Genomic DNA, 26,782 nt, shown 5'->3' on the forward strand with positions numbered 1-26,782 from the left:
GAGTGCGCTTAATGTAGTGTTTATTTGGAATGGTCATCATTAGTCCTCAATGTGTAAACACATTTCAGGACGGGACAGTTTAGGCAATAAAAAAGGCACTGTTATCAACAATGCCTTTGACGAAAATATATTTACTATTCAGTTAATTACGCTTTAAATCTCATGGATAGATCCATCGCTTTTAGATGCTTAGTCAGGGCACCTACCGAGATGTAATCAACACCTGTTTCTGCGAACTCTGCAATAGTGTCTAAAGTGACATTACCTGAGTTCTCTAATGCTGCGCGGCCAGCGTTGATTTTCACGGCTTCACGCATCATGTCAGTGGTGAAGTTGTCTAGCATGATGATGTCTGCGCCAGCGCTGATCGCTTGCTCTAGCTCTGCTAGGCTTTCCGTTTCAACTTCCACAGGTTTACCCGGGTTAAGTTCTTTTGCTGTCGAGATAGCTTTTTCAATACCACCACAGGCGATGATGTGGTTTTCTTTGATTAGGTAAGCATCGAAAACACCGATACGGTGGTTGAAACCGCCACCACAAGCGACAGCGTATTTTAATGCGCTGCGAAGGCCTGGAATTGTTTTACGAGTGTCTAACAGGCGGCATTCGGTGTGCTTAACTTTGTCTGCGTAGATCGCTGTTGTTGTCGCACAGCCAGATAGCGTTTGAATGAAGTTCATTGCATTACGCTCACCGGTTAATAGCGCACGTGCTGGGCCAGTTAAGCTACAAAGCGTTTGGTTTGGTTCAACCTTGTCGCCATCTTCTACGTTCCACTCGATAGTCACCTCACCGCCCAATTGGTTGAACACTTCATCAGCCCAAGCTTTACCACAGAACACACCGTGCTCACGGGTAATGATGGTAGCGCTGTTGATTGCGTCTGCTGGGATTAGACTTGCCGTAATATCAGCCGCTGGATCTAACGTCCCGCCTAGATCTTCTTTAATGGTCTCAGCCACTGAGCGAGCGATCTCTAGAGGCAGTTGCTCTTTTAAGTAGTCAAGGCGTTGGTGGCTGTTATGTGTGTTTTTCATCGCAAATCTAATCTTGAAAGGGAGTGGGAATGGAATGATACTCTTGCTTAACTTCAAATTAAAGAGGCTAGCGTGACTGCTCTATGGGTAAAGTCACATCTTATTGTGCTAGCAGAAAAGAAAGTGAGACCAAGATGACGATCAGCTTCAACGGATGGTATGACAACGCTCGGCATGTTCCTTCACCGTATTTTGATGTTAGACCTAGCGTCGACGATATCTCTCTGCTGGTGGTTCACAACATTAGTTTACCTCCGGGGCAATTTGGTGGGCCTTACATCGAACAGTTTTTTACGGGCAAACTTGACCCAGAAGAGCATCCATTTTTTCAGATGATTCACCAAATGGGTGTTTCTGCACACTGCTTGATTCGTCGTGATGGTGAGGTTGTGCAGTTTGTTTCGTTCCTTGATAGAGCTTGGCACGCTGGCCAGTCCAGCTTTGCCGGCCGTGAAAGGTGTAATGACTATTCGATTGGTATTGAACTGGAAGGCAGTGACTTTTTGGCTTACACCGAGCAGCAGTATCAAGCGCTTACCCAATTAACGGAAACACTGGTATCGAGCTTCCCTCAAATTACCACTGAACGAATCACAGGCCACCAATATATTGCGCCTTTGCGCAAAACCGATCCTGGCTTGGCTTTCGACTGGCAGAAATTTAAAGAAAAGCTCAAGGGCTAAGCCTCAACTTTAGATAGCCTTACTGCTGTTAGGCGTTGAATAGTCAACGCCTAGCATAATGACTTGTGAATTTTTGTTGTTGCTATGTAAAGAAAGTGGTGGAGAGGAGAGCATCAATAAATCGAGAGTGTGACGAGCTTATCAAACGCTAATTTATTAAAACTTATGAACAGAATTTCCATCCTAAATGTGCGCTTGGTTTGATTTTTAAACAAGTGGCACTAATCTTTCTGAAACAATTCATTTTTATCCTGAAACTTTCTAGCACGAAACCTCCCCAAAAGTATTACCCCTGTAAATGGTAAGACCAATTTGGTTGCTGTTTTAAATTTCATTTGTTAAATCATGGTTAATTCATGCTGTGTTCTATGATGCAGGTCAATTTTGCACTGGACAGTGGCGTTTTAATTATGTTAATTTCTGCCCAACTTAAAATTGGTATTACCAATTGTCAGCGAAAAAAAAGAAGAACAACAAACTATGGCTTATCAAAGGATTCGTCAGCCAAAACTCTCGGACGTTATCGAACAAGAGTTAGAAAGGTTGATAGTGGAAGGAACACTGGCTCCAGGGCAGCAGTTGCCGCCTGAGCGCGAACTAGCGAAACAGTTCGATGTGTCTCGTCCTTCAATCCGAGAAGCGATACAACGTTTAGAAGCAAAACGCTTGCTTACTCGCCGTCAAGGTGGAGGTACGTTTGTTAGCGAAAATATCTGGAAAAGCTTTTCAGATCCTTTGCTTAATTTGTTGTCGTCCCATTCTGAAACCCAACTAGACTTGTTGGAATCGCGTCATGCGATGGAAGGGATTTCGGCTTACTTTGCGGCATTGCGTGGCACTGATGAAGACTTTGCTCGAATTCAAGCATGCCAAGAAAAAATTCACGGCGCGCAAGATAAGGGTGATATTGAAGCCGAATCTGCAGCAGTGATGGCTTTTCTTATTGCTTTAACAGAGGCAGCGCACAATGTGGTGTTATTACACATTGTTCGTAGTTTGGCTCCGTTACTCGAACAAAATGTCTTAGAAAATTTAAAGCTGTTGCATCGTCGTAAAGACGTTGTGGAGAAAGTGAGTATACATCGAGCTAACATTGTAGATGCGATCGTTTCAGGGCAGCCAGAACAGGCGCGTGAAATGTCACATTCTCATTTAGCTTACATCGAAGAAACATTGATGGATTTGACCAAAGAAGAATCGCGCCGCGAACGTTCTTTACGTCGAATTCAACAGGGTAAATAGCCGTAATACTTCGGCTATTTACGTGTTTAGTAGAATCCAACTAACAAAAAGGATAGATCGCCATGTCTGACATGAAGCATGACGTTGATGCTCTGGAAACTCAAGATTGGTTAGAAGCTCTTGAGTCAGTAGTACGTGAAGAAGGTGTAGAACGTGCACAGTTTTTACTAGAACAAGTTCTAGATAAAGCGCGTTTAGATGGTGTTGATATGGCTACAGGCATCAACACAAACTACATCAACACAATTCCAGCAGCACAAGAGCCAGCTTACCCTGGTGACGTAACTCTTGAGCGTCGTATTCGTTCGATTATTCGCTGGAACGCAATCATGATTGTATTGCGTGCTTCTAAGAAAGACCTAGACCTTGGTGGTCACATGGCTTCTTACCAGTCAGCTGCAGCGTTCTACGAAGTATGTTTCAACCACTTCTTCCGTGCTCCAAACGAGACAGACGGTGGCGATCTAGTTTATTACCAAGGTCACATCTCTCCAGGTATCTACTCTCGTGCATTCGTTGAAGGTCGTCTAACTGAAGAACAGCTAGATAACTTCCGTCAAGAAGTTGATGGTAAAGGTATCCCTTCTTACCCGCACCCGAAACTGATGCCTGAGTTCTGGCAGTTCCCTACTGTATCTATGGGTCTTGGTCCGATCTCTGCGATCTACCAAGCGCGCTTCCTTAAGTACCTTGATGGCCGTGGCCTGAAAGAAACTTCAGCGCAACGCGTATACGCGTTCCTAGGTGACGGTGAGATGGATGAGCCAGAATCACGTGGTGCTATCTCTTTCGCTGCGCGTGAGAAGCTAGACAACCTATGTTTCCTAATCAACTGTAACCTACAGCGTCTAGACGGCCCTGTAATGGGTAACGGTAGCATCATCCAAGAACTTGAAGGCCTATTTAAAGGCGCAGGTTGGAACGTTGTTAAAGTTATCTGGGGTAGCAACTGGGATTCACTACTGGCTAAAGACACGACTGGTAAGCTTCTTCAACTAATGAACGAAACTATCGATGGTGACTACCAGACATTCAAATCTAAAGATGGCGCATACGTACGTGAGCACTTCTTTGGTAAGTACCCAGAAACAGCTGCACTAGTTGCAGACATGACTGATGACGAAATCTTCGCTCTTAAGCGTGGCGGTCATGATTCTTCTAAACTGTTTGCTGCATTTAACAATGCACAAGAGACAAACGGTAAGCCAACTGTAATCCTAGCTAAGACTGTTAAAGGTTACGGCATGGGTGATGCGGCTGAAGGTAAGAACATTGCACACGGTGTTAAGAAAATGGACATGACTCATGTTCAACACCTACGTGATCGCCTAGGCCTAGAAGACCTTCTTTCTGATGAGAAAATCACAGAGCTTCCTTACCTGAAGTTAGAAGAAGGCACGCCTGAGTACGAATACATGCACGCTCGTCGTAACGCTCTTCACGGTTACACGCCTGCTCGTCTTCCTAAGTTTACTCAAGAGTTCAAGGTTCCTGAGCTAGACGCATTCGCACCTCTACTAGGTGAACAGAAGCGTGATATCTCTACAACTATGGCTTATGTACGTACGCTAAACATCCTTCTTAAAGATAAGAACATTGGTAAGAACATTGTTCCTATCATCTGTGATGAAGCTCGTACATTCGGTATGGAAGGTCTATTCCGTCAGGTTGGTATCTACAACCCACACGGTCAAGAATACACACCTGAAGATAAAGGCATCGTTTCTTACTACAAAGAAGCAACGTCTGGTCAAGTTCTTCAAGAAGGTATCAACGAACTAGGTTCTATGGCTTCATGGGTTGCTGCTGCAACTTCATACAGCACAAACGATCTACCGATGATCCCGTTCTACATCTACTACTCAATGTTCGGTTTCCAACGTATTGGCGACATGGCTTGGTTAGCAGGCGACCAACAAGCTCGTGGCTTCCTACTAGGTGCTACTGCAGGTCGTACAACACTGAATGGTGAAGGTCTACAGCACGAAGATGGTCACTCGCACATTCAAGCGAACACGATCCCTAACTGTATCTCTTACGACCCAACGTTTGCTTACGAGCTAGCGGTTATCATGCAAGACGGTATCCGTCGCATGTACGGTGAGAACCAAGAGAACGTTTACTACTACCTAACAGTAATGAACGAGAACTACGCAATGCCAGCAATGCCAGAAGGCGCTGAAGAAGGCATTCGTAAGGGTATCTACAAGCTTGAATCTCACGCTGGTGCTAAGGGCAAAGTTCAACTAATGAGCTCTGGTACTATCATGAACGAAGCGCGTAAAGCCGCTGAAATTCTAAGCGAAGAGTACGGCGTAGCATCTGACGTATTCTCTGTAACGTCGTTCAACGAGCTAACTCGTGACGGCCAAGCGGTAGAGCGTGACAACATGCTTCACCCTGAAGCTGAAGAGAAAGTACCGTACATCACGACTGTTCTTGGTAAAGAACCTGCAATCGCAGTGACTGACTACATGAAGAACTACGCTGAGCAAGTACGTGCGTACATGCCAACTGAGTCTTACAAAGTACTTGGTACAGATGGTTTCGGCCGTTCTGACAGCCGTGCAAACCTACGTCGTCACTTCGAAGTTAACGCTGGCTACATCGTAGTTGCAGCTCTAACTGAACTGGCTAAACGTGGTGATATCGAGAAGTCTGTTGTTGCTGAAGCAATTGCTAAGTTCGATATCGACACTGAAAAAACTAACCCGCAATACGCATAAGACTGGCATTAAGGTAGGTAAATACAATGACAATCGAAATTAATGTACCAGACATCGGTGCTGACGAGGTTGAAGTAACTGAGATTCTTGTAAACGTTGGCGACAAGGTTGAAGAAGAGCAGTCACTGATCACTGTTGAAGGCGACAAAGCTTCAATGGAAGTTCCTGCGTCTCAAGCGGGTATCGTTAAAGAAATCAAGATTTCAGAAGGTGATTCTGTTTCTACTGGTTCTCTTATCATGATCTTCGAAGCGGAAGGTGCTGCAGCAGCACCGGCTGCGCCAGCAGTTGAAGCGGCGGCACCAGTTGCAGCTGCTCCTGTAGCGGCAGCTGAGCTTAAAGAAGTTCACGTTCCTGATATCGGCGGTGATGAAGTTGAAGTAACTGAAATCATGGTAGCTATCGGCGACGCAGTAGAAGAAGAGCAATCTCTTCTTACTGTTGAAGGTGACAAGGCTTCAATGGAAGTACCTGCACCATTCGCTGGTATCGTTAAAGAAATCAAGATCGCTTCTGGTGATTCAGTATCTACTGGTTCTCTAGTGATGGTATTTGAAGTGGCAGGTTCTGGCGCTCCAGTTGCAGCAGCTCCTGCTCCAGCGGCGGCACCAGTTGCAGCGGCTCCAGCAGCATCTGCTGAGAAAGAAGTGAACGTTCCTGATATCGGTGGCGACGAAGTAGAAGTTACTGAAATCATGGTAGCGGTTGGCGATACAGTAGAAGAAGAGCAATCTCTAATTACTGTTGAAGGCGACAAAGCTTCAATGGAAGTGCCTGCACCATTCGCTGGTACAGTGAAAGAAATCAAGATTGCAGCTGGTGATACAGTGTCAACTGGCTCTCTAATCATGACTTTCGTTGTTGAAGGCGCAGCTCCAGTAGCAGCTTCAGCTCCAGCACAAGCAGCAGCTCCAGCGGCGGCATCGGCTCCTAAGGCAGAAGCAGTAGCTCCAGCAGCTGGCGACTTCCAAGAGAACGGTGACTACGCGCACGCTTCTCCAGTTGTTCGTCGTCTTGCTCGCGAATTTGGCGTTAACCTTTCTAAGGTTAAAGGTACTGGTCGTAAGAGCCGTATCCTTAAAGAAGACGTTCAGTCTTACGTTAAAGATGCACTTAAGCGTCTAGAGTCTGGTGCTGCAGCATCTGGCAAAGGCGGCGACGGTTCTGCTCTTGGTCTACTACCGTGGCCAAAAGTTGACTTCAGCAAGTTCGGCGAAACAGAAGTTCAGAAGCTTTCTAAGATTAAGAAGATCTCTGGCGCTAACCTGCACCGTAACTGGGTAATGATCCCGCACGTTACACAGTGGGACAATGCAGACATCACTGAGCTAGAAGCATTCCGTAAAGAACAGAATGCAATCGAAGCGAAGAAAGACACTGGCATGAAGATCACTCCACTTGTGTTCATCATGAAAGCTGTTGCTAAAGCGCTAGAAGCATTCCCTGCATTCAACTCGTCTCTTTCTGACGATGGCGAAAGCATCATTCTTAAGAAGTACGTAAACGTGGGTATCGCAGTTGATACACCAAACGGCCTAGTTGTTCCTGTTTTCAAAGACGTGAACAAGAAAGGTATTTACGAGCTATCTGAAGAACTAATGGTTGTTTCTAAGAAAGCACGCTCTGGTAAGCTAACAGCAGCAGACATGCAAGGCGGTTGTTTCACAATCTCTAGCCTTGGTGGTATTGGCGGTACTGCATTTACTCCAATCGTAAATGCTCCAGAAGTAGGTATCCTAGGTGTATCTAAGTCTGAGATTAAGCCAGTTTGGAATGGTAAAGAGTTCCAACCACGTCTACAGCTTCCACTGTCTCTATCATACGATCACCGCGTGATCGATGGTGCTGAAGGTGCACGCTTCATTACTTTCCTAAACAGCGCACTATCTGACATTCGTCGTCTAGTACTGTAATTGAGAAAGTAATTATTAAGGTGACTTTCGGGTCACCTTAATTCTTTATATAAAGACTATTTTTAGAGAACAGTTTCCGGCATTTCTCATAAACTGCGGGGGAATTGTTGTCTAGCTCACAGGCTAACTTAAAGCTACTTTCACACTGTTAACATCTCTGTAAAATGTTTCCTGTTTGAAAGCCCAATAATTTTAAGAACATCTACTCAGCCTGTTAGGGATAATGACTACAAGAGGTCACAATGAGCAAAGAAATTAAAGCCCAAGTTGTTGTACTTGGTTCAGGTCCTGCTGGCTACTCAGCGGCATTCCGTTGTGCGGATTTAGGTCTAGAAACAGTACTAGTTGAACGTTACAGCACTCTTGGTGGTGTATGTCTAAACGTTGGTTGTATTCCATCAAAAGCACTTCTTCACGTATCTAAAGTAATTGAAGAAGCAAAAGCGATGGCAGAGCACGGCGTTGTATTCGGCGAGCCACAAACGGACATCAACAAAGTTCGTATCTGGAAAGACAAAGTAGTTGATCAACTGACTGGCGGTCTTGGCGGTATGGCTAAGATGCGTAATGTTACTGTTGTTAACGGTTTCGGTAAGTTTACTGGTCCTAACAGCATCGAAGTTGTTGGCGAAGAAACGACAACAATTAACTTTGATAATGCAATCATTGCAGCGGGTTCTCGCCCAATCAAACTTCCTTTCATCCCACATGAAGACCCACGTATTTGGGATTCTACGGATGCACTAGAACTAAACGAAGTACCAGAAAAATTGCTTATCATGGGCGGCGGTATCATCGGTCTTGAGATGGGTACGGTTTACCACTCTCTAGGTTCTAAAGTTGAAGTTGTTGAGATGTTCGATCAAGTTATCCCTGCTGCGGATAAAGACATCGTTAAAGTCTTCACTAAACGCATCAAGAACAAGTTCAAGCTAATGCTTGAAACTAAAGTGACTGCTGTTGAAGCGAAAGAAGACGGTATCTACGTTTCAATGGAAGGCAAAAAAGCACCAGCTGAAGCTGAGCGCTACGATGCTGTTCTTGTTGCTATCGGTCGTGTTCCAAACGGTGCACTTATCGACGCTGAAAAAGCGGGTATCGAAGTTGATGAGCGTGGCTTCATCAATGTTGATAAGCAAATGCGTACTAACGTTCCTCACATCCACGCGATCGGTGACGTTGTTGGTCAACCAATGCTTGCTCACAAAGGTGTGCATGAAGGTCACGTAGCTGCTGAAGTTATCTCTGGTAAGAAGCACTACTTCGATCCTAAAGTAATTCCATCAATTGCGTACACTGAGCCAGAAGTTGCTTGGGTAGGTAAGACTGAGAAAGAAGCGAAAGCGGAAGGCCTGAACTATGAAGTTGCTACTTTCCCTTGGGCTGCTTCTGGTCGTGCAATCGCTTCAGACTGTGCTGACGGTATGACTAAGATGATCTTCGATAAAGATACTCATCGCGTAATCGGTGGTGCTGTTGTTGGTACTAACGGTGGTGAACTTCTTGGCGAAATCGGCCTAGCAATCGAAATGGGTTGTGATGCAGAAGATATCGCACTTACTATCCACGCTCACCCAACTCTACACGAGTCTGTTGGTCTAGCTGCGGAAGTATTCGAAGGTTCAATCACTGACCTTCCAAACAAAAAAGCAGTAAAAAAGAAGAAATAATTCTTCTTTAGCCACTCGCTAATGTTTTTAAAAGCCGCTGATTCGTCAGCGGTTTTTTTATATCTGAAGTAAGGAACAGTAACGTTTCACTCCGAGATGCGAGTACGCTGCGCTTCGGGATGCGAAGAGCCATTCCATTCTACAAAAAAAGGGTTGACCGATTAGGCCAACCCTTAAATTATTTATCTCGAATCTACTTATAAATGCACAGCATGTTCAAGTAACTATCCGTTAAGCTTGAAAGCTCTTCTGGCGTTTCTACACGTTTCGCTTGAATGAACAGTGAGTAGCAGATGCCGTGGAATAGGTTCGCTAGATGTTTAGGATCGTGATCGTCGCAAACTTCGCCGCGTTCAATCGCTTTGCTAAACATGTTTTGTACTAACATTTGGTTAGTGCGGTTGGTGGTTACGAATAGAGGCCATACTTCATCACGAGTCGAAGCGCTCCATTCAAACCATACGTTCAACCAATGGCTATCGTGAGCCACTAACGTCACCATTTCAGTCGCAATATTATGTAGGTTTTGTTTTGCGTGAATATCCAGATCGATATTGTCTGAAAGGAAGTTAGAGAATTGTCGTACAACATGATTAAGCACTTCATCAACCAGATCTTCACGGGTAGGGAAGTAATTAAATACCGTTGCTACAGACACCTGAGCGATGTCTGCAATATCAGCGTGTCCACCACGACCAATACCGCGGCGAGAGAATACCTCAAGAGCGATTTCCATCAATTGAAGTTTTCTTTTTAAAGGTGAAAGCCTAGTTCTAGGTCTCTTAGATATTGAGTCCATTTTATTTTCCTTGCCAACGAAATTTTTATATTAATGATTTTATTATTATTTAAGCCAAGATGAGTGTAATGGTGCATATGCGAATGGTCAATCCTTTGAGCTTGTTTTATAGACAGTTACATCAAACTTGATACATAAAGCGTGATCAGGATTGATGTGAAAGGAAGCGAGTATTGGATAGGGCATCAGCGCACATTTAATTGAGAATCTCACAGTAAATTAGAACCATAAGGTGGTGTGGGTATTTGAGCAGTGCTAGACTTACTCACAAAATTGAGCGACACAACTGACGAAACTGTCAACATTCGTCGCAATCACCAAATAAAATGAGAGCAGTATGAAGCATACAGTTGAAGTCATGATCTCTGAGCAAGAAGTTCAGGATCGAGTGAACGTACTAGGCAAGCAGATCACGGAGCACTATAAAGGCAGTGAAGATCTAGTTTTAGTTGGCTTATTACGTGGATCTTTTGTCTTTATGGCGGATCTTGCTCGTGCTATCGATTTAACTCACCAAGTTGATTTCATGACCGCGTCTAGCTACGGCAACGGCATGGAAAGCTCACGTGACGTTCGTATTTTGAAAGACCTTGATGATGATATTCAAGGTAAAGATGTTCTGCTTGTAGAAGACATTATCGATACAGGTAACACACTGACTAAAGTGAAAGAGATTTTGAGCCTACGTGGCCCTAAATCTATCGAAATCTGTACGTTATTAGACAAGCCTTCTCGCCGTGAAGTGATTGTCGATACAAAGTGGATTGGTTTTGAAATTCCTGACGAGTTCGTTGTTGGTGTTGGTATCGACTACGCACAAAAATATCGTCACCTACCGTACATCGGTAAAGTAGTACCTCAAGAGTAATCACTGCTCTGTGAAGAAAAACAAAAAAGGCTCGCACAATGCGAGCCTTTCTTATATCTACTGGTTAGATGTTAAAGGTTAACCAAGAGTTGGAGACGATAGGATTTTTTCAAGCGCTTCTAAGTGACTATTTTCTAACGTGTCATTACTTGAACAACGAACGCCAAGGTCTTGTAGCTTGCCGTTACCAATACCATAAACTACGCCGTGGATTTCAATATCTTGTCCACGTTCCCATGCGGTTTGCATGATGGTTGAGTTGCCAAGGTTGTAGACTTGCTCTGCAACGTTAATTTCGCACAACTTGTCACCCCATTGTTCACGAGGTAGAGATTCAATTTGCTTACGGTACTTAAGGTAGTTATCGCGAATGTGGAGTAGCCAGTTGTTGATAAGGCCAAGTTTAGGGTTATCAATCGCTGCATTAACACCACCACAGCCATAGTGACCGCATACAATGATGTGTTTAACTTTGAGTACGTCAACGGCGTATTGCACAACGGATAAGCAGTTGAGATCGGTATGAACCACTTGGTTTGCTACATTTCGATGAACAAACAGTTCGCCAGAATACAAACCAGTGAGACGCTCGGCCGGTACTCGGCTATCAGAGCAGCCAATCCATAGAAAGCCAGGGCTTTGCCCTTCTTCAAGCGTTGTAAAATACTCAGGTCTTTGAGATCGAATTTCTTCAGACCATTTAGAGTTGTTTTCAAAAAGCTGTTTAATCTCTGGCATTTTGCGTCTTACATCCCTTCATTAAGAATTGTAACTATACACAATGTTACAAATTCAATCCCGTAAAAACTGCGTCAACACGTACTCATCTGACGTGTTCTAGTCGTTAAGATCATTAACTTAGCACAGAAACTACCATCTGGTTATAAGTCATGAATAATGTGATTGAATTAACACTTTCTGTCTGATTAACTCATTTGTTAAAGTGATAAGGTTTGTCATTTTCATCATCAGGAAGGTGTGTTTTGTTTGGAAGTCGTTTTGCGGATATCAGTCTCAAAGGAGACATGTTTGGCGGTGTCACCACAGCCATCATTTCATTGCCTTTAGCGTTGGCATTTGGTGTTGCGTCTGGTGCGGGCGCGGAAGCTGGCCTTTGGGGCGCCATCATGGTTGGCCTATTTGCCGCACTGTTTGGCGGCTCAAGCAGTTTGATATCAGAGCCTACCGGGCCGATGACGGTGATCATGACAGCAGTGATGACAAGCATGGTGGCCAAATATCCTGAAACCGGAATGGCAATGACCTTTACCGTGGTCATGATGGCGGGTGCTTTTCAGATACTACTTGGTACCTTAAAGCTCGGAAAATACGTTACTTTGATGCCATATAGCGTGATTTCTGGGTTTATGTCGGGTATCGGCGTTATTCTGATTATCTTGCAGTTATCACCATTGTTAGGACATGCGGCTCCATCTGGCGGGGTGATGGGCACGCTTTCCGCATTGCCTGATACGTTAGCCCATCTGAAAATAAGCGAACTGTTTTTAGGGGCATTAACACTCGGTATTCTGTTTGGTTTTCCGGCTAAATATCGTAAGTATGTGCCCGCTCAACTGGTTGCTTTGGTTGCTGTCACCCTTTTATCCGTCATTATTTTCGATACCGACTCTATTCGTCGTATCGGTGAGATCCCCGCTGGTTTGCCCTCTCTCGTTATTCCGACAATCAGTTCTGAACAATTTACGACCATGGTTATTGATGCCTTGGTGCTGGGTACGTTGGGTTGCATTGATACGCTTCTGACTGCGGTTATCGGAGATTCACTGACTCGTAAAGAACATGATTCAGATAAAGAACTTCGTGGCCAAGGCATCGCGAATATGATCTCTGGTTTGTTTGGTGCGCTACCCGGTGCGGGCGCAACCATGGGTACCGTAACCAATATTCAGGTGGGTGCTCGCTCTCCACTTTCTGGTGTTATTCGAGCCTTAGTTTTGGCATTGGTGGTATTGGTTGCTGGTGGCTTAACCGAACCGATCCCTATGGCGGTATTGGCTGGCATTGCGATGTATGTTGGTTTCAATATTCTTGACTGGAGCTTTATCCAGCGAGCACACAAGGTGAGTTATGCCGGCATGGGCGTAATGTACGGCGTGATGCTGTTGACTGTATTCGTGGACTTGATTATTGCTGTCGGACTGGGTGTTTTTATCTCGAATATCCTGATTATTGAAAGATTGAGCCGAGAGCAAGCCAGACAAGTTAAGGCGATCAGTGATGGTGATGATGAAGACGATATCCCATTGACCGATAGCGAACGTCAGCTACTGGATAGTGCCAATGGTAAAGTGCTGTTCTTTTACCTTTCTGGGCCAATGATATTCAGTGTTTCAAAGGCGATTTCACGTCAGCACTCTAGTATCTCTGATTACGAAGCGATGATTCTAGATCTGACAGATGTACCTATGATTGATGTGACGGTTGGGCTTGCACTAGAAAATGCGATTAAAGATGCGTTGGATGCGCAGTGTGAAGTGTACTTACTGTGTCCGAATGAGAATACTCGTCAGCAGCTAGAGAAATTCCACGTGCTTGATCTTGTGCCGGAATCCAACACTTACCGATTCAGATATGAAGCTCTGACAGCTGCAACAAGCTATGTTGATAGAGATGAACATCAATTTGAGTCAGTCTAATTTTCAGCAATAATCTGACATGAATCAGTTATAGACGCCAAATCTAGTATTGGTGATTAATGCCGTTAAGTGAATAACTTAACGGTATTTTTATGTTTGCTGAACACTGAATTGGTCTTTACGTAAGCTAATATTCTTGTTCGCTTTCGAAAGAAACCCTCACTCGGTATTTGTATTAATCGTTAATCAACGATAAACTTGTTTGCAAAATGGCCGAGTAAACAAGTTTGGGTTAGTTTTCTGCTAACTCGTTTTAAGCATTACTCTCTTCCTCAAGCCCGGTCATCAACATCTTATCTATAGCAAATGGCAGTCTATCTCTATGTATGCATTAGAAATTGAGCAATTAAGAAAAACTTATGCAGGGGGCTTTGAGGCTCTTAAAGGCGTTAGTTTACAAGTAGAAAAAGGCGATTTTTACGCTCTGCTTGGTCCAAATGGTGCAGGTAAATCAACCACCATTGGTGTTATCTCTTCACTGGTTAACAAAACTTCAGGCAAGGTTAAAGTGTTCGGCTACGACATTGATACCGATCTGGAGTTGGCGAAACAGAACTTAGGTCTAGTGCCTCAAGAGTTTAACTTTAACCCGTTCGAAACCGTTGAGCAGATCGTACTACAACAAGCGGGTTATTACGGTGTGCCAAAAGCACTGGCGAAAGAGCGAGCGAAAAAATACTTATCTCAGCTCGATTTGTGGGAAAAGCGTAGCGAACGTGCACGTAACTTGTCTGGTGGTATGAAGCGTCGCTTGATGATCGCACGTGCACTGATGCATGAGCCTCATTTGTTGATTCTTGATGAGCCAACGGCGGGCGTTGATATTGAACTGCGTCGTTCAATGTGGGGGTTCCTGAAAGAGATCAATGAGAAGCAGGGCATTACCATTATCTTGACGACGCACTACCTAGAAGAAGCGGAAATGCTGTGTCGTAATATCGGTATCATTAACCGTGGTGAGCTGATTGAGAATACAACAATGAAGTCGCTGCTGGGTAAGTTGAGTGCAGAGACCTTTATTCTTGATCTGGAAGAGGGCGCCACTGAACCTAAACTTGAAGGTGTGAATAGCCAAGTGATGGTTAATGGTTCGCTAGAAATCGAAATCGACAAGAACCTAGGTTTGAATACCATCTTTGCTCAATTGAGTGAACAGCAGGTGAAAGTCCTCTCTATGCGTAACAAAGCAAACCGTTTAGAAGAGCTATTTGTGAGTATTGTCCGTGAGGGGAGTAAATAATATGTACAGCCTATATTGGACCGCTTTCTGTAGCTTGTTGACCAAAGAGATCAATCGCTTTACTCGTATCTGGGTGCAAACGCTTGTCCCGCCAGCGATTACCATGACGCTGTATTTCATCATCTTTGGCAACTTGATTGGTGCGCGTATTGGTGAAATGAACGGCTTTAGTTACATGGAATACATTGTTCCCGGCCTGATCATGATGTCGGTGATCACTAACTCATATTCCAACGTTGCTTCGTCGTTTTTTAGTGCCAAATTCCAGAAGAACATTGAAGAGCTGCTTGTAGCGCCAGTCCCTAACTACGTGATCATTGCTGGTTTCGTAATGGGCGGTGTGGTGCGTGGCTTGTTAGTGGGTACCATAGTCACCTTCGTATCGCTTTTCTTTGTCGACCTGCAAGTTGACCATTGGGGCGTGATTATTGCGACAGTATTTCTAACGTCGGTTGTGTTCGCTCTGGGTGGCTTAATCAACGCTGTATTTGCACGCACGTTTGACGATATCTCTATTATCCCGACCTTTATTTTAACGCCGCTGACGTACCTTGGTGGTGTGTTTTACTCGATCAGTCTATTGCCTGAATTTTGGCAAGGTGTGTCGAAACTGAACCCAATTGTGTACATGGTTAACGCGTTCAGATATGGCTTCTTGGGCGTGTCTGATGTGGGTATTGTAACCTCGTTCGGTGTATTGGGTGTGTTTATCGTAGCGCTGTATGGCGTTGCACACTACCTAGTGACTAAGGGGATTGGCTTACGTAGTTAACCTTTGGTTAATCTAAGTAACAGGTAAAGAAAAGGTCGATATAACATCGACCTTTTTATGTTTTGCGTTTGGTGTTTTTGTTTTGCGTTAAGAGCAGAAGCCGACTATTCAGCCGTTTCTTCTTTTAATTCTTCTTTTGTTTCCGTAACCAAATCTAGAACTTGGTTATCGATAAGACGCGTCTTACCTAGGAAAGCTGACATCAGAATCACAGCTTGAGTCGTTTCTGACGTGATCGCTTGCAGCGTTTTCGCATCACAGATAAAGATCTCATCTGGTTGTAAGTCAGCTGCGCGTAGCTGGTCTGTCGCATCTTCAATCACTGACGCGTAATCATCGCGGCCACCACGAATAGCGCTGCTGATCCAACGCATAGTGCGCGCTAGAACTGGAGCTCGTTGACGCTCGTCAATAGTTAGGTTGCTATTGCGAGAGCTCATTGCCAAGCCATCCATTTCACGAACGGTCGCTACGCCGACAACTTCAATGTCTAACGCTAAATCTGTTGTCATCTGGCGAATAACAGCAAGTTGCTGAAAGTCTTTCTCACCGAAGCATGCAAAGTTTGGCTGAACGATATTAAACAGTTTAGCGACAATCGTTGATACGCCGCGGAAGTGACCTGGACGAGACGCGCCTTCAAGCATGTGAGATATGCCTGGAACTTCAACAAACGTCTGTTTATCTAATCCATCTGGATACATGACTTCTGGTGTTGGTGTAAACACGAGCTCAACACCTTCGGCTGTTAACCTACTTAAATCAGCTTCTAACGTACGAGGATAGTTGTTCAAGTCATCAGTACGATCAAACTGCATTGGGTTAACAAAGATGCTTACCACAACAATATCAGCCAGTTCACGAGCTTTCTTGACCAGAGTCAGGTGACCTTCATGCAGGTTTCCCATTGTCGGGACAAAAGCAACCGTACGTCCATCTCGCTTGAACTGTTTAATCTGCTCACGAAGAGCCGCTATTTCAGCAAAAGTTTGCATAGTTACTCCTAAGCGATTGTATGAGCATCATCAGGGAAACGTGCGCTCTCTACTTCTTCTTTGTATAGAGCGACGGCTTTACGCATATCACCTGTTTCAGCTAGGAAATTCTTAGAGAATTTCGGCATGTAGTTCGCAGAAATACCGAACATGTCATGCATAACCAAGATCTGACCATCGGTAACATTACCTGCGCCGATACCGATAACGGGTACGTCACAAGCTTCTGTAATTCGTTTTGCCAATGAAGCGGGCACACATTCAAGGAGAACGATTTGAGCACCTGCGTTTTGCAGTGCTAGAGCGTCAGCAACCATTTTGTCGGCTTGCTCGTCGTCACGACCTTGCACTTTGTAACCACCAAAAATGTTCACAGACTGAGGCGTTAAGCCTAAGTGTGCACATACTGGTACTGCACGTTCTGTTAGCATCTTCACAGTATCAACCAACCAGCTTCCGCCTTCGATTTTTACCATGTTCGCACCAGCACGCATCAAGGTTGCTGCGCTCTCACAGGCTTGCTCTGGCGTTGCGTAGCTCATGAAAGGCATGTCAGCCATAAGAAGACAGTTTGGGCTACCTGCGCGCACTGAGCGAGTATGGTAAGCAATGTCTTCAACGGTTACTGGTAATGTGTCGTTATGGCCTTGTAGAACCATACCCAGTGAGTCACCGACAAGCAGAACTGGCATTTCTTGGCTTTCGAATAACTGAGCAAAGCTCGCATCATAAGCTGTCGACGTCGCGAATTTACGGCCTTCACGTTTGCATTTGATCAGGTCGTTAATGGTTACTTTTTTCATTGGTTTTCCTTAATGCGCTTGGCTATTGTTGCCAAACATTGAGCCCGTTCTTATCAACTATTTTGAGTAGTTCTGTCAGCTCAGTCCCATCAGGGAGTTGTAAACTTGGTGCGATTTCAGCAAGCGGGTAAAGTACAAACTCTCGTTCTTTCATTCCGTAATGAGGAACGATTAAGCGCTCTGAATCGATCACCTCATTGCCGTATAACACAATGTCGAGATCCAAAGTTCTTGGCCCCCAACGCTCGTCTTTACGGACGCGCCCTTGCTCTAGCTCGATCTTTTGAGTGCAATCAAGCAGTTCAATTGGCGTTAATTCGGTTTGGATTGCTACTACCGCGTTGATGTAGTCAGGTTGGTTTTGCGGCCCCATTGGAGTGCTACTATATAGCTGAGAGGTCGCAATAAACGTTGTTCGCGGTAGGCTTTTTAGCGTTTCGATAGCCAAGTTTGCTTGGCTAACTGGGTCGGCAAGGTTGCTGCCGACCGCAATATAAGCCGTTATCATTCGGACTGCTTACTCTTTTTGTTTCGGTAAGTCTTACGGCGACGATGGCCTGACTTTGATGGTGCTGCAACGTCGTTAGCCATCGCTTGGCGCATGTTGCGGCCTGCGGTCTGATAACGCTCCCACCATTTTGCTAGTTCTTTGGTTTCGCCACCCTCAATCTCGCCACGCATTTCTAAGAAGTCGTAACCAGCACGGAACTTATTCAGTTCCATAAGACGAACAGCACGTTTACCGTTACGACGAGGCAGTCGCAATTGCAGTTGCCAAACTTCACGAACGGTCGCCGTGTGACGACGAGGAATAGCAATAGACTTAACTTGCTGGTCAAGAATGATGTTGCTCGCTTCCATGATCGCATCGTAATGCGCCATACCCTGTTCAGCGACAAGCTTGTCTGCGAGCTTGTTCATTGGGTACCAAAGAATCGCTGCAAACATGAATGCAGGGTTTACTCGCTTGCCATCTTCTATGCGAAGATCGGTTGAGTCGAGTACTAAGTCAAGCATCTGCTCTGTATGAGAGTCGTAACCTTCAGTGAAGTGCTCTGCAATTGCAGGGAACATCTGTTGGAACAGATTGTATTCACGCATTAGGTGATAGGTTTCTAAACCGTGACCTGATTGAAGTAATTTCAGAGACTCTTCGTAAAGGCGCGCTGCTGGGATATCTTTTAGCAGGTGTGCCAGTTCTTCGATAGGGTCTGCTGTGTCTTCTTCAATATCGAAATCCAGTTTAGCGGCGAAACGCATTGCGCGAAGCATACGTACCGGATCTTCACGGTAGCGAGTTTCTGGATCGCCAATTAAGCGGATCAGCTTGTCTTCTAAATCTTCCACACCACCCGCGTAATCGTGAATGCTGTAGTCTGCAATGTTGTAGTACATCGCATTAATAGTGAAGTCACGACGCTCTGCATCTTCATCAACATTGCCGTACACGTTATCGCGTAGCAGCATGCCTTCATCAGATTGCGCAGATACGTTTTTCGATGGCTCTTGGTGGTGGCCACGGAAAGTTGCCACTTCAATGATGTCACGACCAAACATGATATGTGCTAAGCGGAAACGGCGACCGATAAGGCGACAGTTTCTGAAGAGGTTTTTGATTTGCTCTGGTGTTGCGTTGGTCGCAATATCAAAATCTTTTGGCTGTGAGCCTAATAAGATATCGCGAACACCACCACCGACTAGAAATGCGTCAAAACCCGCACCATTCAGGCGATATAGCACTTTTAGTGCGTTGTCGCTGATCTGCTTGCGTGAAATATTGTGCTCTTGACGAGTATATATATTCAGAGCTAATTCGTGGAATCCGCGTTGTTCGCTTGGGGTATTGTCGTTTGTATTCATTAGTTTAGAACAAAGTAGGTATCGCCAACTTTGTTTTTCTCTTAGTCCAAAGTGGTAGTGCAGAGTTTAATTGCGGCTAATGATAGCTTAGCGCGAGCCATTTGAGAACATCGTCTGCTTAACCACTGCTGTTGGTTATGGCATTTTTATGTGTCGTTTTTGCTATTTGCCGTTAGTTTTGAGCTAATCGCTGTGCTCTTTTTGTAAACTATCAGGTAACTGACTGACGTTCCATTGCTGAGTTCCCCATAACAAAATCTCATCCATTGAAGCCTCACAGAGGGCATGCGGGATACCAAAACCTAAGAATCGCATAGCGTCGAGCAGCGTTGGTTTTGGGTTGTCGAGATCGATCGCGGTGGCATGGTTCTGTTTTGACAGTTTATTCCCCAAGCCATCGGTTGCCAATGGTAAGTGCAAGTAACTCACGGTTTTTTGCTTGAGTGTCTTATACAAACTGATTTGTCGACCTGTAGGTTCTATCAGGTCTGCGCCTCTTACGACTTCTGTTACCCCTTGCTCGATGTCATCAAGGACAACCGCCAAGTTATAGGCAAACAATCCATCTCTGCGTTTGATAATAAAATCTTCTTCAGCCAATGCTTTAGGGATTTGAATCGTGCCGTGACGAACATCGTCAAAAGACTCGACTGGAAAGTCCATGCACAAGCGCACGGCTTGTTCGCCTGAATCAATCAAACCTGCGTTTCGGCAGTGACCATTATAAAACCCACCCAGAGACTTTATCTGCTTGCGTGTGCATTGACAGTAATAGGCTTGCTTGTCAGCGACCCATTGATCAATTTGAGCTTGGTAAAGGTCATGGCGTTGGCTTTGGTAGACGACTTCGCCATCCCAAAATAGGTGGTAAGCCTCAAGCGTCTTAAGAATGAGGTCTGCAGCGCCGGCCATTTCTCTTGGTGGGTCGAGGTCTTCCATGCGAACTAACCATTGTCCTTGGTTTGATTTCGCTTGAAAGTAGCTACCAAGAGCTGCAACTAGTGATCCAAAATGAAGAGGACCTGACGGTGATGGTGCAAAGCGCCCGATATAATTCATAAGTGAAAAACCTAATCTTGATGGTACCGCAGTAGCCGATTCTTAAGACGTTTATCTATTGCTTTGGTTCGTTTAGTCATCGTATTAATACGTACAAACAAGCCAAAGCTGTTGATTTTCTAGCAAAATATTGAAATATTCAGCTTGGATAACAAACAAAAAAGGGAGCCAAAGCTCCCTTTTTTACATCCGCAAGAATTAACCTTGCATCTGTTTCTCTTTGATCTCTGCAAGTGTTTTACAGTCAATACAAAGGTCAGCAGTTGGACGAGCTTCAAGACGACGAATGCCAATCTCGACACCGCAAGAGTCACAGAAGCCGAAATCGTCTTCTTCGATCTTGTCTAGTGTCTTCTCAATTTTCTTGATAAGACGGCGCTCACGGTCACGGTTACGTAACTCTAGGCTGAATTCTTCTTCTTGAGAAGCACGGTCAACTGGGTCTGGGAAATTTGCTGCTTCGTCCTGCATGTGGTGCACAGTACGATCAACTTCTTCCCTGAGCTGGTTGCGCCAAGCTGCTAAAATTTTTGTAAAATGTTCCGTTTGCTCAGGTGACATGTATTCTTCACCTGGCTTTGCTTGGTACGGTTCAACACCTGCGATGGCTAGGATGCCTAGCGCTTTTTTCTTAGATTCTGGCATACAGCATCTCCTATTTACACCTAGTCAACTGCAAAGCAGCTAATTTTAAGGCGGGTATCTATAGCAGAAAGAACGAATGGTGGCAAATACTCTTGTTCAAACTTGCAATCAATGTGAATAGTTCAGCATTTTTGCTTAGCTATTGATAAATTCAACAGCTTGTTTTAGTTGTATTTGAGTACTGCTGAGCTCTGCTTTATAGCAAAGCACTTCAACACCAGCGTCTTGTGCTTGTTTAAGTAATAACGAATATTTGGCGTCTATATGGTGTGCCGCAGACACTTTTTCAATACCTGAATGCAAAACAGTGAATAAAAGTACGGCTCTATTTCCAGATTCGACCATTTCTGTGAGTTCACGCAGATGTTTCTGGCCTCTAGTGGTGACCGCATCAGGGAAAAAGCCTTGTCCTTTGGTTGACGTTTTTTGCTTAGTGGACGTTTGTTGTTCGTCGAGCAAAGTGACGCTTTTTACTTCGATATAGCAAGGCGGCTTTTCGTTATCTTCAAGCAGAATATCAATTCGACTATTCTCACTGCCATATTTCACTTCGGTTCGTAACGCGTTATAGCCTAAGAGTTCAACTATAGTATTATTTTCAATTGCTTCCACTGCCAACTGGTTTGCTCGCGCAGTATTTACACAAATACGGTGACCTTTGTCTGTTTCTGAGATCTCCCAGCTGTTTGGGTATTTTCTTTTTACATTATCTGAGGTTGAGTACCACACCGTATTGCCAGGGGTCGCACATCCCGTCATTGCTCCAGTGTTAGCGCAATGAATAGTACGTTCGCTGCCGTCTGGAAGTTGGATGTCAGTGAGAAAACGTTTATAGCGTTTAATAAGAGTCGCTGGCTCTAATGGAGGATTGAAGTGCATATTACTTATTTAGACAGGTAGGTTTTTATGTACAATGTTGCCAACATTACACCACAAGGTTCTCCCATTGCCACAACTGCCCATAGAAGCTGTGATGCCAGATCTGCTCGCTGGCGTAGAAACACACACTCAACTTATTCTAAAGGCCGCTCCCGGTGCGGGTAAGTCAACATTCTTCCCTTTACAGTTAGTTAAGACCAACGCCGTTCAAGGCAAAATCATTATGCTTGAACCGAGGCGTTTGGCGGCAAGGAATATCGCAACTTACTTAGCCAGCCAATTGGGAGAAAAAGTGGGAGAGAGCATAGGTTTTAGAGTTCGTGGTGAATCTAAAACCAGCAATGCGACTCGCTTGGAAATCGTAACCGAAGGGATTATGACGAGAATGATCCAAACCGACCCTGAATTGACTGGGGTTGATATGGTGATCTTTGATGAGTTCCACGAGCGCAGTATCCATGCAGATACCGCGCTGGCCTTTAGTTTGGAGATCCAAGAAGCACTGCGTGATGATCTAAAAGTGGTGGTGATGTCGGCAACCTTAGATCAACACGCGCTGCAATCTTTGTTGCCTGATGCCAAGTATGTTGAATCACAAGGGCGAACTTTCCCGGTCGACTTCCGTTATCAGCCATTAGGCTCGAATGAATATTTAGCTCCTAAGATGGCCAACGTAATTCGTTCTCTGATGGAGAAACAGTCAGGCTCACTTTTGGCTTTCTTGCCGGGTGTCTCGGCGATAAAACAAGTCGAATCTCAACTAGAACAACTCGCCAGCGATATCGATGTGTGTCCTTTGTACGGTCAGCTCAGCTTTCCTCAACAACAAAAAGCGATTGCGCCATCAGAGAAAGGGCGTCGAAAAGTGGTGTTAGCGACCAATATTGCTGAGACTTCTTTAACGATTGAGGGCATTCGACTGGTGGTCGATTCCGGGCTTGAACGTGTGGCAAAGTTCGATCTGAAAACCGGTATTACTAAGCTGGAGCAAGTGAAAATCTCGCAATCTTCAGCTGAACAAAGAGCGGGTCGTGCTGGGCGAATCGAAGAGGGCTTGTGTGTTCGCTTGTACAGTGAAACACAGTTGATGCAGCAACCTGCTGTGCCAGAACCTGAGATTCTTCATTCTGATTTGTCTTCGTTGGTGTCTGAATTGACACAATGGGGAGCCGCAAGTGCTGATGAATTGCAATGGTTAGACATTCCACCGAAAGCTTCAACAGAACAAGCTAAGCAACTCTTACAAAACCTGGAACTGTTAGACGGTAATGGTCAATTTACGGCACTAGGAAAACAGGCTCAACGCTTAGGAATTGAACCTCGCATCGCCAGTATGTTGGTTAAAGCGCAGCAAAGCAGCCAAGAGCTACTGAATGTCGCGATTGTTGCTGCCGCTTTACTTGAAGAGCCAGAGCGCAATGTGACGGATATTCAGCATTCGTTGCATCGACTGAAGCAAAGAAAACACTCAAAAAATAGCGTTGTGATGCAGCGAGCGAAAAGTCTCGCGAGCAAACTCAAACATCACTTAGATTTGTCACAAGTTGACGAATCATTGCTACCATTAGTGCTTTGTTTTGCCTTCCCAGACCGAATTGCACAAGTGAGAAGCGCAACCAGCAGTGCTTTCCTTCTTGCGAATGGCCACGGGGCTGAGGTTCGTGACGATGATTCATTGGCGAACAATGACTATATCGTAGTGATTGATTTGATGCGCAGCACAGGGCGAGCCAGTCAGATTTTCTTAGCCACCGCCGTTGATATTTCGCAGCTAGAAGTTGAATTCCCAAAACTGCTTGTGCGTTCAGATTACGCCGATTGGGATGAAAAACGTGGCCGCTTAGTGGCCGAGCAGCGAGTGTCTTTGGGCAAGTTGATTATCAGCACCAAAGCTTTACCAGAGCCTGATGCGAATCAGGCGAGCCAAGCGCTACTCAATTATATCGCTCGATGCGGGTTGGATCGCTTACATTGGACCCCTTCGGCTAAACAACTGGTTGAGCGGGTACGCTGTGCAGAACTTTGGATGCCTGAGCATGATTGGCCAGCGATGGATGAGGCGAGTTTAGTTGAACATCTTGATGAGTGGCTGTCGCCGTATTTAAATGGCATTAAGTCTGCTAAAGGGTTGTCGAATGTATCGATTGAACAAGCACTGTCGGCATACCTTGGTTGGCCGTTGAATCAAGAAATTGATCAATGGCTGCCTACCGACTATCTGATGCCGACGGGCAGTAAAAAAGCAATTCGCTACCAGTATCAGTCTGAGCCAGTGATCTCAGTACGAATGCAGGAAGTCTTTGGTGAACGAGACTCGCCATTGATCGCGCAAGGGCGTAAAAAAGTGGTGCTTGAGCTACTTTCTCCAGCACAACGACCACTACAAATTACTCAAGATTTAGCTGGCTTTTGGGCTGGCGCGTACAAAGAAGTACAAAAAGAAATGAAAGGCCGTTACCCAAAACATCCTTGGCCAGATGACCCTGCTAACCATGTAGCAACCACTAAAACCAAACGACAGTTGAATCGATGATGACCAAAATGTTAACGCCCAAAAAGGCACCACCTAAAAAAGCGCCAGCAAAGAAGTCACCAGCGACCAAAGCCAAGCCTAGAAAGCCAAGAGCAGCAGCAAAAAAGACTAAACCTAAAGCTAAGCCGTCTGGCAAGAGAGGTTGGTTGAAGATCCTGTGGGGCATTTCTTGGAAAGCAGGCTTGGCACTTGCTGCATTGCTGTTGTTCGTCGGTATTTATCTTGATTCCGTGGTCAAGCAGCGTTTTGAAGGTCAGTTGTTTGATTTGCCAACCGTGGTTTATGCGCGAGTGCTGGACCTGTCTCCGGGAACTCAGGTGAGTTTGGTGCAGGTTAAGAATGAGCTGGATGTACTCAATTATCGTAAGGTGAACGCTCCTCGTCACCCAGGCGAATACTCTTCTTCTTCAACCAAGATTGAAATGATTCGTCGCCCGTTCGAGTTTGTCGATGGACCGGAAGCGGATCGTCATGTGATGCTGCATTTCAACGGTAACGAGTTAACTCGTATTCAGTCGCTAGAGAAGAAAGGCGACATGGGGTATCTGCGTGTTGAACCGAAAATGCTTGGCATGCTTGAAAAAAGCAGCGATGAGCAGCGTCTGTTCTTAAAACGTAATCAGTTCCCTGAGGTGATGGTTGATGCATTGCTGGCAACCGAAGACCGAAATTTCTATCAGCACGATGGGGTATCGCCACTGGCAATCGCTCGTGCGATGGTGGTCAATGTAAAAGCAGGGCGAACCGTACAAGGTGGCAGTACGTTGACGCAACAATTGGCAAAAAACCTGTTCTTATCTAGCGAGCGCACATTATGGCGTAAGGTTCGCGAAGCCTATATTGCACTTATCTTGGATCATCGTTACAGCAAAGACCGCATCTTAGAAGCCTACTTAAACGAGGTTTATCTTGGGCAAAATGGTGGGCAAGCGATTCATGGCTTTGGGTTAGCATCTCGCTTGTACTTCGGGCAACCGATTCAAGAACTCCGAATCGATCAACTAGCACTGCTGGTCGGCATGGTCAAAGGACCTTCGTATTACAACCCGGTTCGTTACCCTGAGCGAGCTAAGACTCGACGTGATTTGGTTCTACGTTTGCTGATGCAACAAGACATATTGACGCCGAAACAGTACGAAGAAGCCGCAAGCCGAGACTTGGATATTCAAGATAACCCACGTATAGCGAGCCGTCAGCCCGCTTACTTCCAGCAAGTAAACATTGAGCTTAAGAGATATGTCGGTGACCGATTTGAAGCACAGAAAGGCATTCGAGTCTTTACCTCTCTGGATCCGGTGTCCCAAGACAAGCTAGAGAAGTCGATTGCTCGTAAGGTGCCTGATTTATCTAAAACGGCAGGTAACAAGCTCGAGGCTGCTGCTATTGCCGTGGATAGAAATACTGGTGAAATTCGTGCGATGGTTGGTGGTAAGCGTACTGGCTACGATGGCTTTAACCGTGCTTTGAATGCGAGTCGTCCTATTGGTTCCTTGGTTAAGCCTGCAATCTACTTAACCGCACTAGATCAACCCCAGAAGTACACGTTGGCGACAACATTGAAGGACACGCCACTGAGCTTGAAAGGCAGTAAAGGCAGCGTGTGGAGCCCAAGAAACTTCGATCGTAAGTTCCGTGGCGATGTGCCCTTGTATGTGGCGCTTTCTAAGTCTTACAACGTACCAACGGTTCGTTTGGGCATGCAGTTAGGTATTGATAGCGTTTCGGATACGATTGGAAAACTGGGTGTCGATAAAAACGAAATTCGTCCAGTGCCATCGATGTTTTTGGGTTCATTCTCATTGACCCCATTTCAGGTAGCGCAGATGTACCAAACCATCACCAACTCTGGCCGTATCGCACCTTTGTCTGCGCTTCGTTCAGTTGTTGATAACGATGGTGAGGTTCTATATCAGTCGATCCCTCGTGTATCACAAAGCGTTGACCAGCAAGCAGCTTGGTTGACAACTTATGCCATGAAACGTGGTGTGTCTGAAGGTACGGGGCGTTTCCTGCAAGGTCAGTTTGCATGGGCAGGATTAGCGGGTAAAACGGGAACCAGTAATGACAGCCGAGACAGTTGGTTCGTGGGTGTTGATGGTCGCGAAGTCACTACCATCTGGCTAGGGCGCGATGATAATAAGCCGACTAAACTCACGGGCTCTAGTGGTGCGCTACGTGTCTATGCCGATTATCTGAAACATCGAACTCCAGAGCAGTTACTGTTGCCTTGGCCGAATGGCATTACGACGGCAAGTTTTACTCGAACTTCTCAAGGGGCTTTAGAGTTTGACTGTGACGGTACGGTTAAACTGCCGGTATGGGATGAGAATGGAAACATTAAAAAGGGTTGTGAAAGTCAACCAAAACAGTGGCTAAAAAAGCTTTTTCAGTGGTAAAGTCG

General features: G+C 45.3%; 21 protein-coding genes. 11 read left to right on the top strand and 10 right to left on the bottom strand.

Features of this window, described 5'->3' with window-relative positions; all coding sequences use genetic code 11:
• Positions 1-146: 146 nt before the first annotated feature.
• The gene (gene nadC, locus NX845_RS17515) at positions 147-1,037 is read right to left on the bottom strand and encodes a carboxylating nicotinate-nucleotide diphosphorylase (protein ID WP_065682539.1); all 891 of its coding nucleotides are present in this window, start codon (positions 1,035-1,037) and stop codon (positions 147-149) included.
• A gap of 83 nt (positions 1,038-1,120) precedes the next feature.
• Here nadC and ampD point away from each other — a divergent pair, with 83 nt between their 5' ends.
• The 5 genes from ampD to lpdA all read left to right on the top strand — a co-directional run bounded on the left by ampD (position 1,121) and on the right by lpdA (position 9,271).
• Positions 1,121-1,720 (top strand): 1,6-anhydro-N-acetylmuramyl-L-alanine amidase AmpD, encoded by a 600-nt coding sequence (gene ampD / locus NX845_RS17520; protein ID WP_065682538.1) that lies wholly within the window; start codon positions 1,121-1,123, stop codon positions 1,718-1,720.
• Positions 1,721-2,200: 480 nt separating this feature from the next.
• Positions 2,201-2,962, top strand: a complete 762-nt coding sequence (gene pdhR, locus NX845_RS17525) for a pyruvate dehydrogenase complex transcriptional repressor PdhR (protein ID WP_004735446.1) — start codon at positions 2,201-2,203, stop codon at positions 2,960-2,962.
• A gap of 62 nt (positions 2,963-3,024) precedes the next feature.
• Positions 3,025-5,688, top strand: a complete 2,664-nt coding sequence (gene aceE, locus NX845_RS17530; RefSeq protein WP_004735447.1) for a pyruvate dehydrogenase (acetyl-transferring), homodimeric type — start codon at positions 3,025-3,027, stop codon at positions 5,686-5,688.
• Positions 5,689-5,714: 26 nt separating this feature from the next.
• The gene (gene aceF / locus NX845_RS17535) at positions 5,715-7,601 is read left to right on the top strand and encodes a pyruvate dehydrogenase complex dihydrolipoyllysine-residue acetyltransferase (RefSeq protein WP_065682537.1); all 1,887 of its coding nucleotides are present in this window, start codon (positions 5,715-5,717) and stop codon (positions 7,599-7,601) included.
• A 242-nt stretch (positions 7,602-7,843) separates the two neighbouring features.
• Positions 7,844-9,271 (top strand): dihydrolipoyl dehydrogenase, encoded by a 1,428-nt coding sequence (gene lpdA / locus NX845_RS17540; protein WP_004735450.1) that lies wholly within the window; start codon positions 7,844-7,846, stop codon positions 9,269-9,271.
• A 193-nt stretch (positions 9,272-9,464) separates the two neighbouring features.
• Here the strand turns inward: lpdA and NX845_RS17545 are convergent, their stop codons facing one another.
• Positions 9,465-10,070 carry a LuxR/HapR/OpaR family quorum-sensing transcriptional regulator gene (locus NX845_RS17545; RefSeq protein WP_017079965.1) on the bottom strand — a complete coding sequence of 202 codons (606 nt, stop codon included), beginning with the start codon at positions 10,068-10,070 and terminating at the stop codon, positions 9,465-9,467.
• Between the two features lie 337 nt (positions 10,071-10,407).
• Here NX845_RS17545 and hpt point away from each other — a divergent pair, with 337 nt between their 5' ends.
• Positions 10,408-10,938, top strand: a complete 531-nt coding sequence (gene hpt, locus NX845_RS17550; protein ID WP_004735452.1) for a hypoxanthine phosphoribosyltransferase — start codon at positions 10,408-10,410, stop codon at positions 10,936-10,938.
• 78 nt (positions 10,939-11,016) lie between these two features.
• Here the strand turns inward: hpt and can are convergent, their stop codons facing one another.
• On the bottom strand, positions 11,017-11,676 hold the full coding sequence (gene can / locus NX845_RS17555; RefSeq protein ID WP_004735453.1) for a carbonate dehydratase: 660 nt from the start codon (positions 11,674-11,676) through the stop codon (positions 11,017-11,019).
• 287 nt (positions 11,677-11,963) lie between these two features.
• On the opposite strand from can, the gene NX845_RS17560 reads away from it, so the two are divergent.
• The 3 genes from NX845_RS17560 (at position 11,964) to NX845_RS17570 (ending at position 15,607) form a co-directional block, all read left to right on the top strand.
• Positions 11,964-13,595 carry a SulP family inorganic anion transporter gene (locus NX845_RS17560; protein WP_029222729.1) on the top strand — a complete coding sequence of 544 codons (1,632 nt, stop codon included), beginning with the start codon at positions 11,964-11,966 and terminating at the stop codon, positions 13,593-13,595.
• Positions 13,596-13,917: 322 nt separating this feature from the next.
• Positions 13,918-14,835 (top strand): ABC transporter ATP-binding protein, encoded by a 918-nt coding sequence (locus NX845_RS17565; protein WP_017093872.1) that lies wholly within the window; start codon positions 13,918-13,920, stop codon positions 14,833-14,835.
• Position 14,836: 1 nt separating this feature from the next.
• A complete protein-coding gene (locus NX845_RS17570) occupies positions 14,837-15,607 on the top strand; it encodes an ABC transporter permease (protein WP_004735456.1) in 771 nt (256 codons plus the stop codon).
• Between the two features lie 104 nt (positions 15,608-15,711).
• On the opposite strand, the gene panC is transcribed toward NX845_RS17570, so the two are convergent.
• From panC to sfsA, 7 genes are all read right to left on the bottom strand, one after another.
• Positions 15,712-16,602, bottom strand: coding sequence for a pantoate--beta-alanine ligase (gene panC, locus NX845_RS17575; protein WP_108092809.1), 891 nt, complete (start codon positions 16,600-16,602; stop codon positions 15,712-15,714).
• Between the two features lie 8 nt (positions 16,603-16,610).
• Positions 16,611-17,405 carry a 3-methyl-2-oxobutanoate hydroxymethyltransferase gene (gene panB, locus NX845_RS17580; protein WP_004735458.1) on the bottom strand — a complete coding sequence of 265 codons (795 nt, stop codon included), beginning with the start codon at positions 17,403-17,405 and terminating at the stop codon, positions 16,611-16,613.
• 22 nt (positions 17,406-17,427) lie between these two features.
• The gene (gene folK / locus NX845_RS17585) at positions 17,428-17,913 is read right to left on the bottom strand and encodes a 2-amino-4-hydroxy-6-hydroxymethyldihydropteridine diphosphokinase (RefSeq protein WP_108214326.1); all 486 of its coding nucleotides are present in this window, start codon (positions 17,911-17,913) and stop codon (positions 17,428-17,430) included.
• Positions 17,910-19,265, bottom strand: coding sequence for a polynucleotide adenylyltransferase PcnB (gene pcnB, locus NX845_RS17590; RefSeq protein WP_004735460.1), 1,356 nt, complete (start codon positions 19,263-19,265; stop codon positions 17,910-17,912). The genes folK and pcnB overlap by 4 nt, the downstream gene beginning before the upstream one ends.
• Before the next feature lie 183 nt (positions 19,266-19,448).
• Positions 19,449-20,324, bottom strand: coding sequence for a tRNA glutamyl-Q(34) synthetase GluQRS (gene gluQRS, locus NX845_RS17595; protein ID WP_102448392.1), 876 nt, complete (start codon positions 20,322-20,324; stop codon positions 19,449-19,451).
• 198 nt (positions 20,325-20,522) lie between these two features.
• Positions 20,523-20,969 (bottom strand): RNA polymerase-binding protein DksA, encoded by a 447-nt coding sequence (dksA, locus tag NX845_RS17600; RefSeq protein WP_017073117.1) that lies wholly within the window; start codon positions 20,967-20,969, stop codon positions 20,523-20,525.
• A gap of 135 nt (positions 20,970-21,104) precedes the next feature.
• Positions 21,105-21,848: a DNA/RNA nuclease SfsA gene (gene sfsA / locus NX845_RS17605; RefSeq protein ID WP_065682531.1), complete on the bottom strand. Its 744-nt coding sequence runs from the start codon at positions 21,846-21,848 to the stop codon at positions 21,105-21,107.
• A 34-nt stretch (positions 21,849-21,882) separates the two neighbouring features.
• Here sfsA and hrpB point away from each other — a divergent pair, with 34 nt between their 5' ends.
• Positions 21,883-24,381 (top strand): ATP-dependent helicase HrpB, encoded by a 2,499-nt coding sequence (gene hrpB, locus NX845_RS17610; RefSeq protein ID WP_083994938.1) that lies wholly within the window; start codon positions 21,883-21,885, stop codon positions 24,379-24,381.
• Positions 24,378-26,777, top strand: coding sequence for a penicillin-binding protein 1B (mrcB, locus tag NX845_RS17615; RefSeq protein ID WP_017087413.1), 2,400 nt, complete (start codon positions 24,378-24,380; stop codon positions 26,775-26,777). The genes hrpB and mrcB overlap by 4 nt, the downstream gene beginning before the upstream one ends.
• Positions 26,778-26,782: the final 5 nt, after the last annotated feature.

The sequence above is a fragment of the Vibrio sp. NC2 genome (genome assembly GCF_025195005.1).
Taxonomy (GTDB): domain Bacteria; phylum Pseudomonadota; class Gammaproteobacteria; order Enterobacterales; family Vibrionaceae; genus Vibrio; species Vibrio splendidus.

Coding starts and splice junctions, on each gene's coding strand:
- hpt (WP_004735452.1), top strand. CDS start 10,408: ATGAAGCATACAGTTGAAGTCATGATCTCTGAGCAAGAAGTTCAGGAT.
- panC (WP_108092809.1), bottom strand. CDS start 16,602: ATGCAAACTTTTGCTGAAATAGCGGCTCTTCGTGAGCAGATTAAACAG.
- ampD (WP_065682538.1), top strand. CDS start 1,121: ATGGGTAAAGTCACATCTTATTGTGCTAGCAGAAAAGAAAGTGAGACC.
- pdhR (WP_004735446.1), top strand. CDS start 2,201: ATGGCTTATCAAAGGATTCGTCAGCCAAAACTCTCGGACGTTATCGAA.
- NX845_RS17570 (WP_004735456.1), top strand. CDS start 14,837: ATGTACAGCCTATATTGGACCGCTTTCTGTAGCTTGTTGACCAAAGAG.
- mrcB (WP_017087413.1), top strand. CDS start 24,378: ATGATGACCAAAATGTTAACGCCCAAAAAGGCACCACCTAAAAAAGCG.
- folK (WP_108214326.1), bottom strand. CDS start 17,913: ATGATAACGGCTTATATTGCGGTCGGCAGCAACCTTGCCGACCCAGTT.
- dksA (WP_017073117.1), bottom strand. CDS start 20,969: ATGCCAGAATCTAAGAAAAAAGCGCTAGGCATCCTAGCCATCGCAGGT.
- pcnB (WP_004735460.1), bottom strand. CDS start 19,265: ATGAATACAAACGACAATACCCCAAGCGAACAACGCGGATTCCACGAA.
- can (WP_004735453.1), bottom strand. CDS start 11,676: ATGCCAGAGATTAAACAGCTTTTTGAAAACAACTCTAAATGGTCTGAA.
- gluQRS (WP_102448392.1), bottom strand. CDS start 20,324: ATGAATTATATCGGGCGCTTTGCACCATCACCGTCAGGTCCTCTTCAT.
- NX845_RS17545 (WP_017079965.1), bottom strand. CDS start 10,070: ATGGACTCAATATCTAAGAGACCTAGAACTAGGCTTTCACCTTTAAAA.
- aceE (WP_004735447.1), top strand. CDS start 3,025: ATGTCTGACATGAAGCATGACGTTGATGCTCTGGAAACTCAAGATTGG.
- nadC (WP_065682539.1), bottom strand. CDS start 1,037: ATGAAAAACACACATAACAGCCACCAACGCCTTGACTACTTAAAAGAG.
- lpdA (WP_004735450.1), top strand. CDS start 7,844: ATGAGCAAAGAAATTAAAGCCCAAGTTGTTGTACTTGGTTCAGGTCCT.
- panB (WP_004735458.1), bottom strand. CDS start 17,405: ATGAAAAAAGTAACCATTAACGACCTGATCAAATGCAAACGTGAAGGC.
- NX845_RS17565 (WP_017093872.1), top strand. CDS start 13,918: ATGTATGCATTAGAAATTGAGCAATTAAGAAAAACTTATGCAGGGGGC.
- NX845_RS17560 (WP_029222729.1), top strand. CDS start 11,964: ATGTTTGGCGGTGTCACCACAGCCATCATTTCATTGCCTTTAGCGTTG.
- aceF (WP_065682537.1), top strand. CDS start 5,715: ATGACAATCGAAATTAATGTACCAGACATCGGTGCTGACGAGGTTGAA.
- hrpB (WP_083994938.1), top strand. CDS start 21,883: ATGTTGCCAACATTACACCACAAGGTTCTCCCATTGCCACAACTGCCC.
- sfsA (WP_065682531.1), bottom strand. CDS start 21,848: ATGCACTTCAATCCTCCATTAGAGCCAGCGACTCTTATTAAACGCTAT.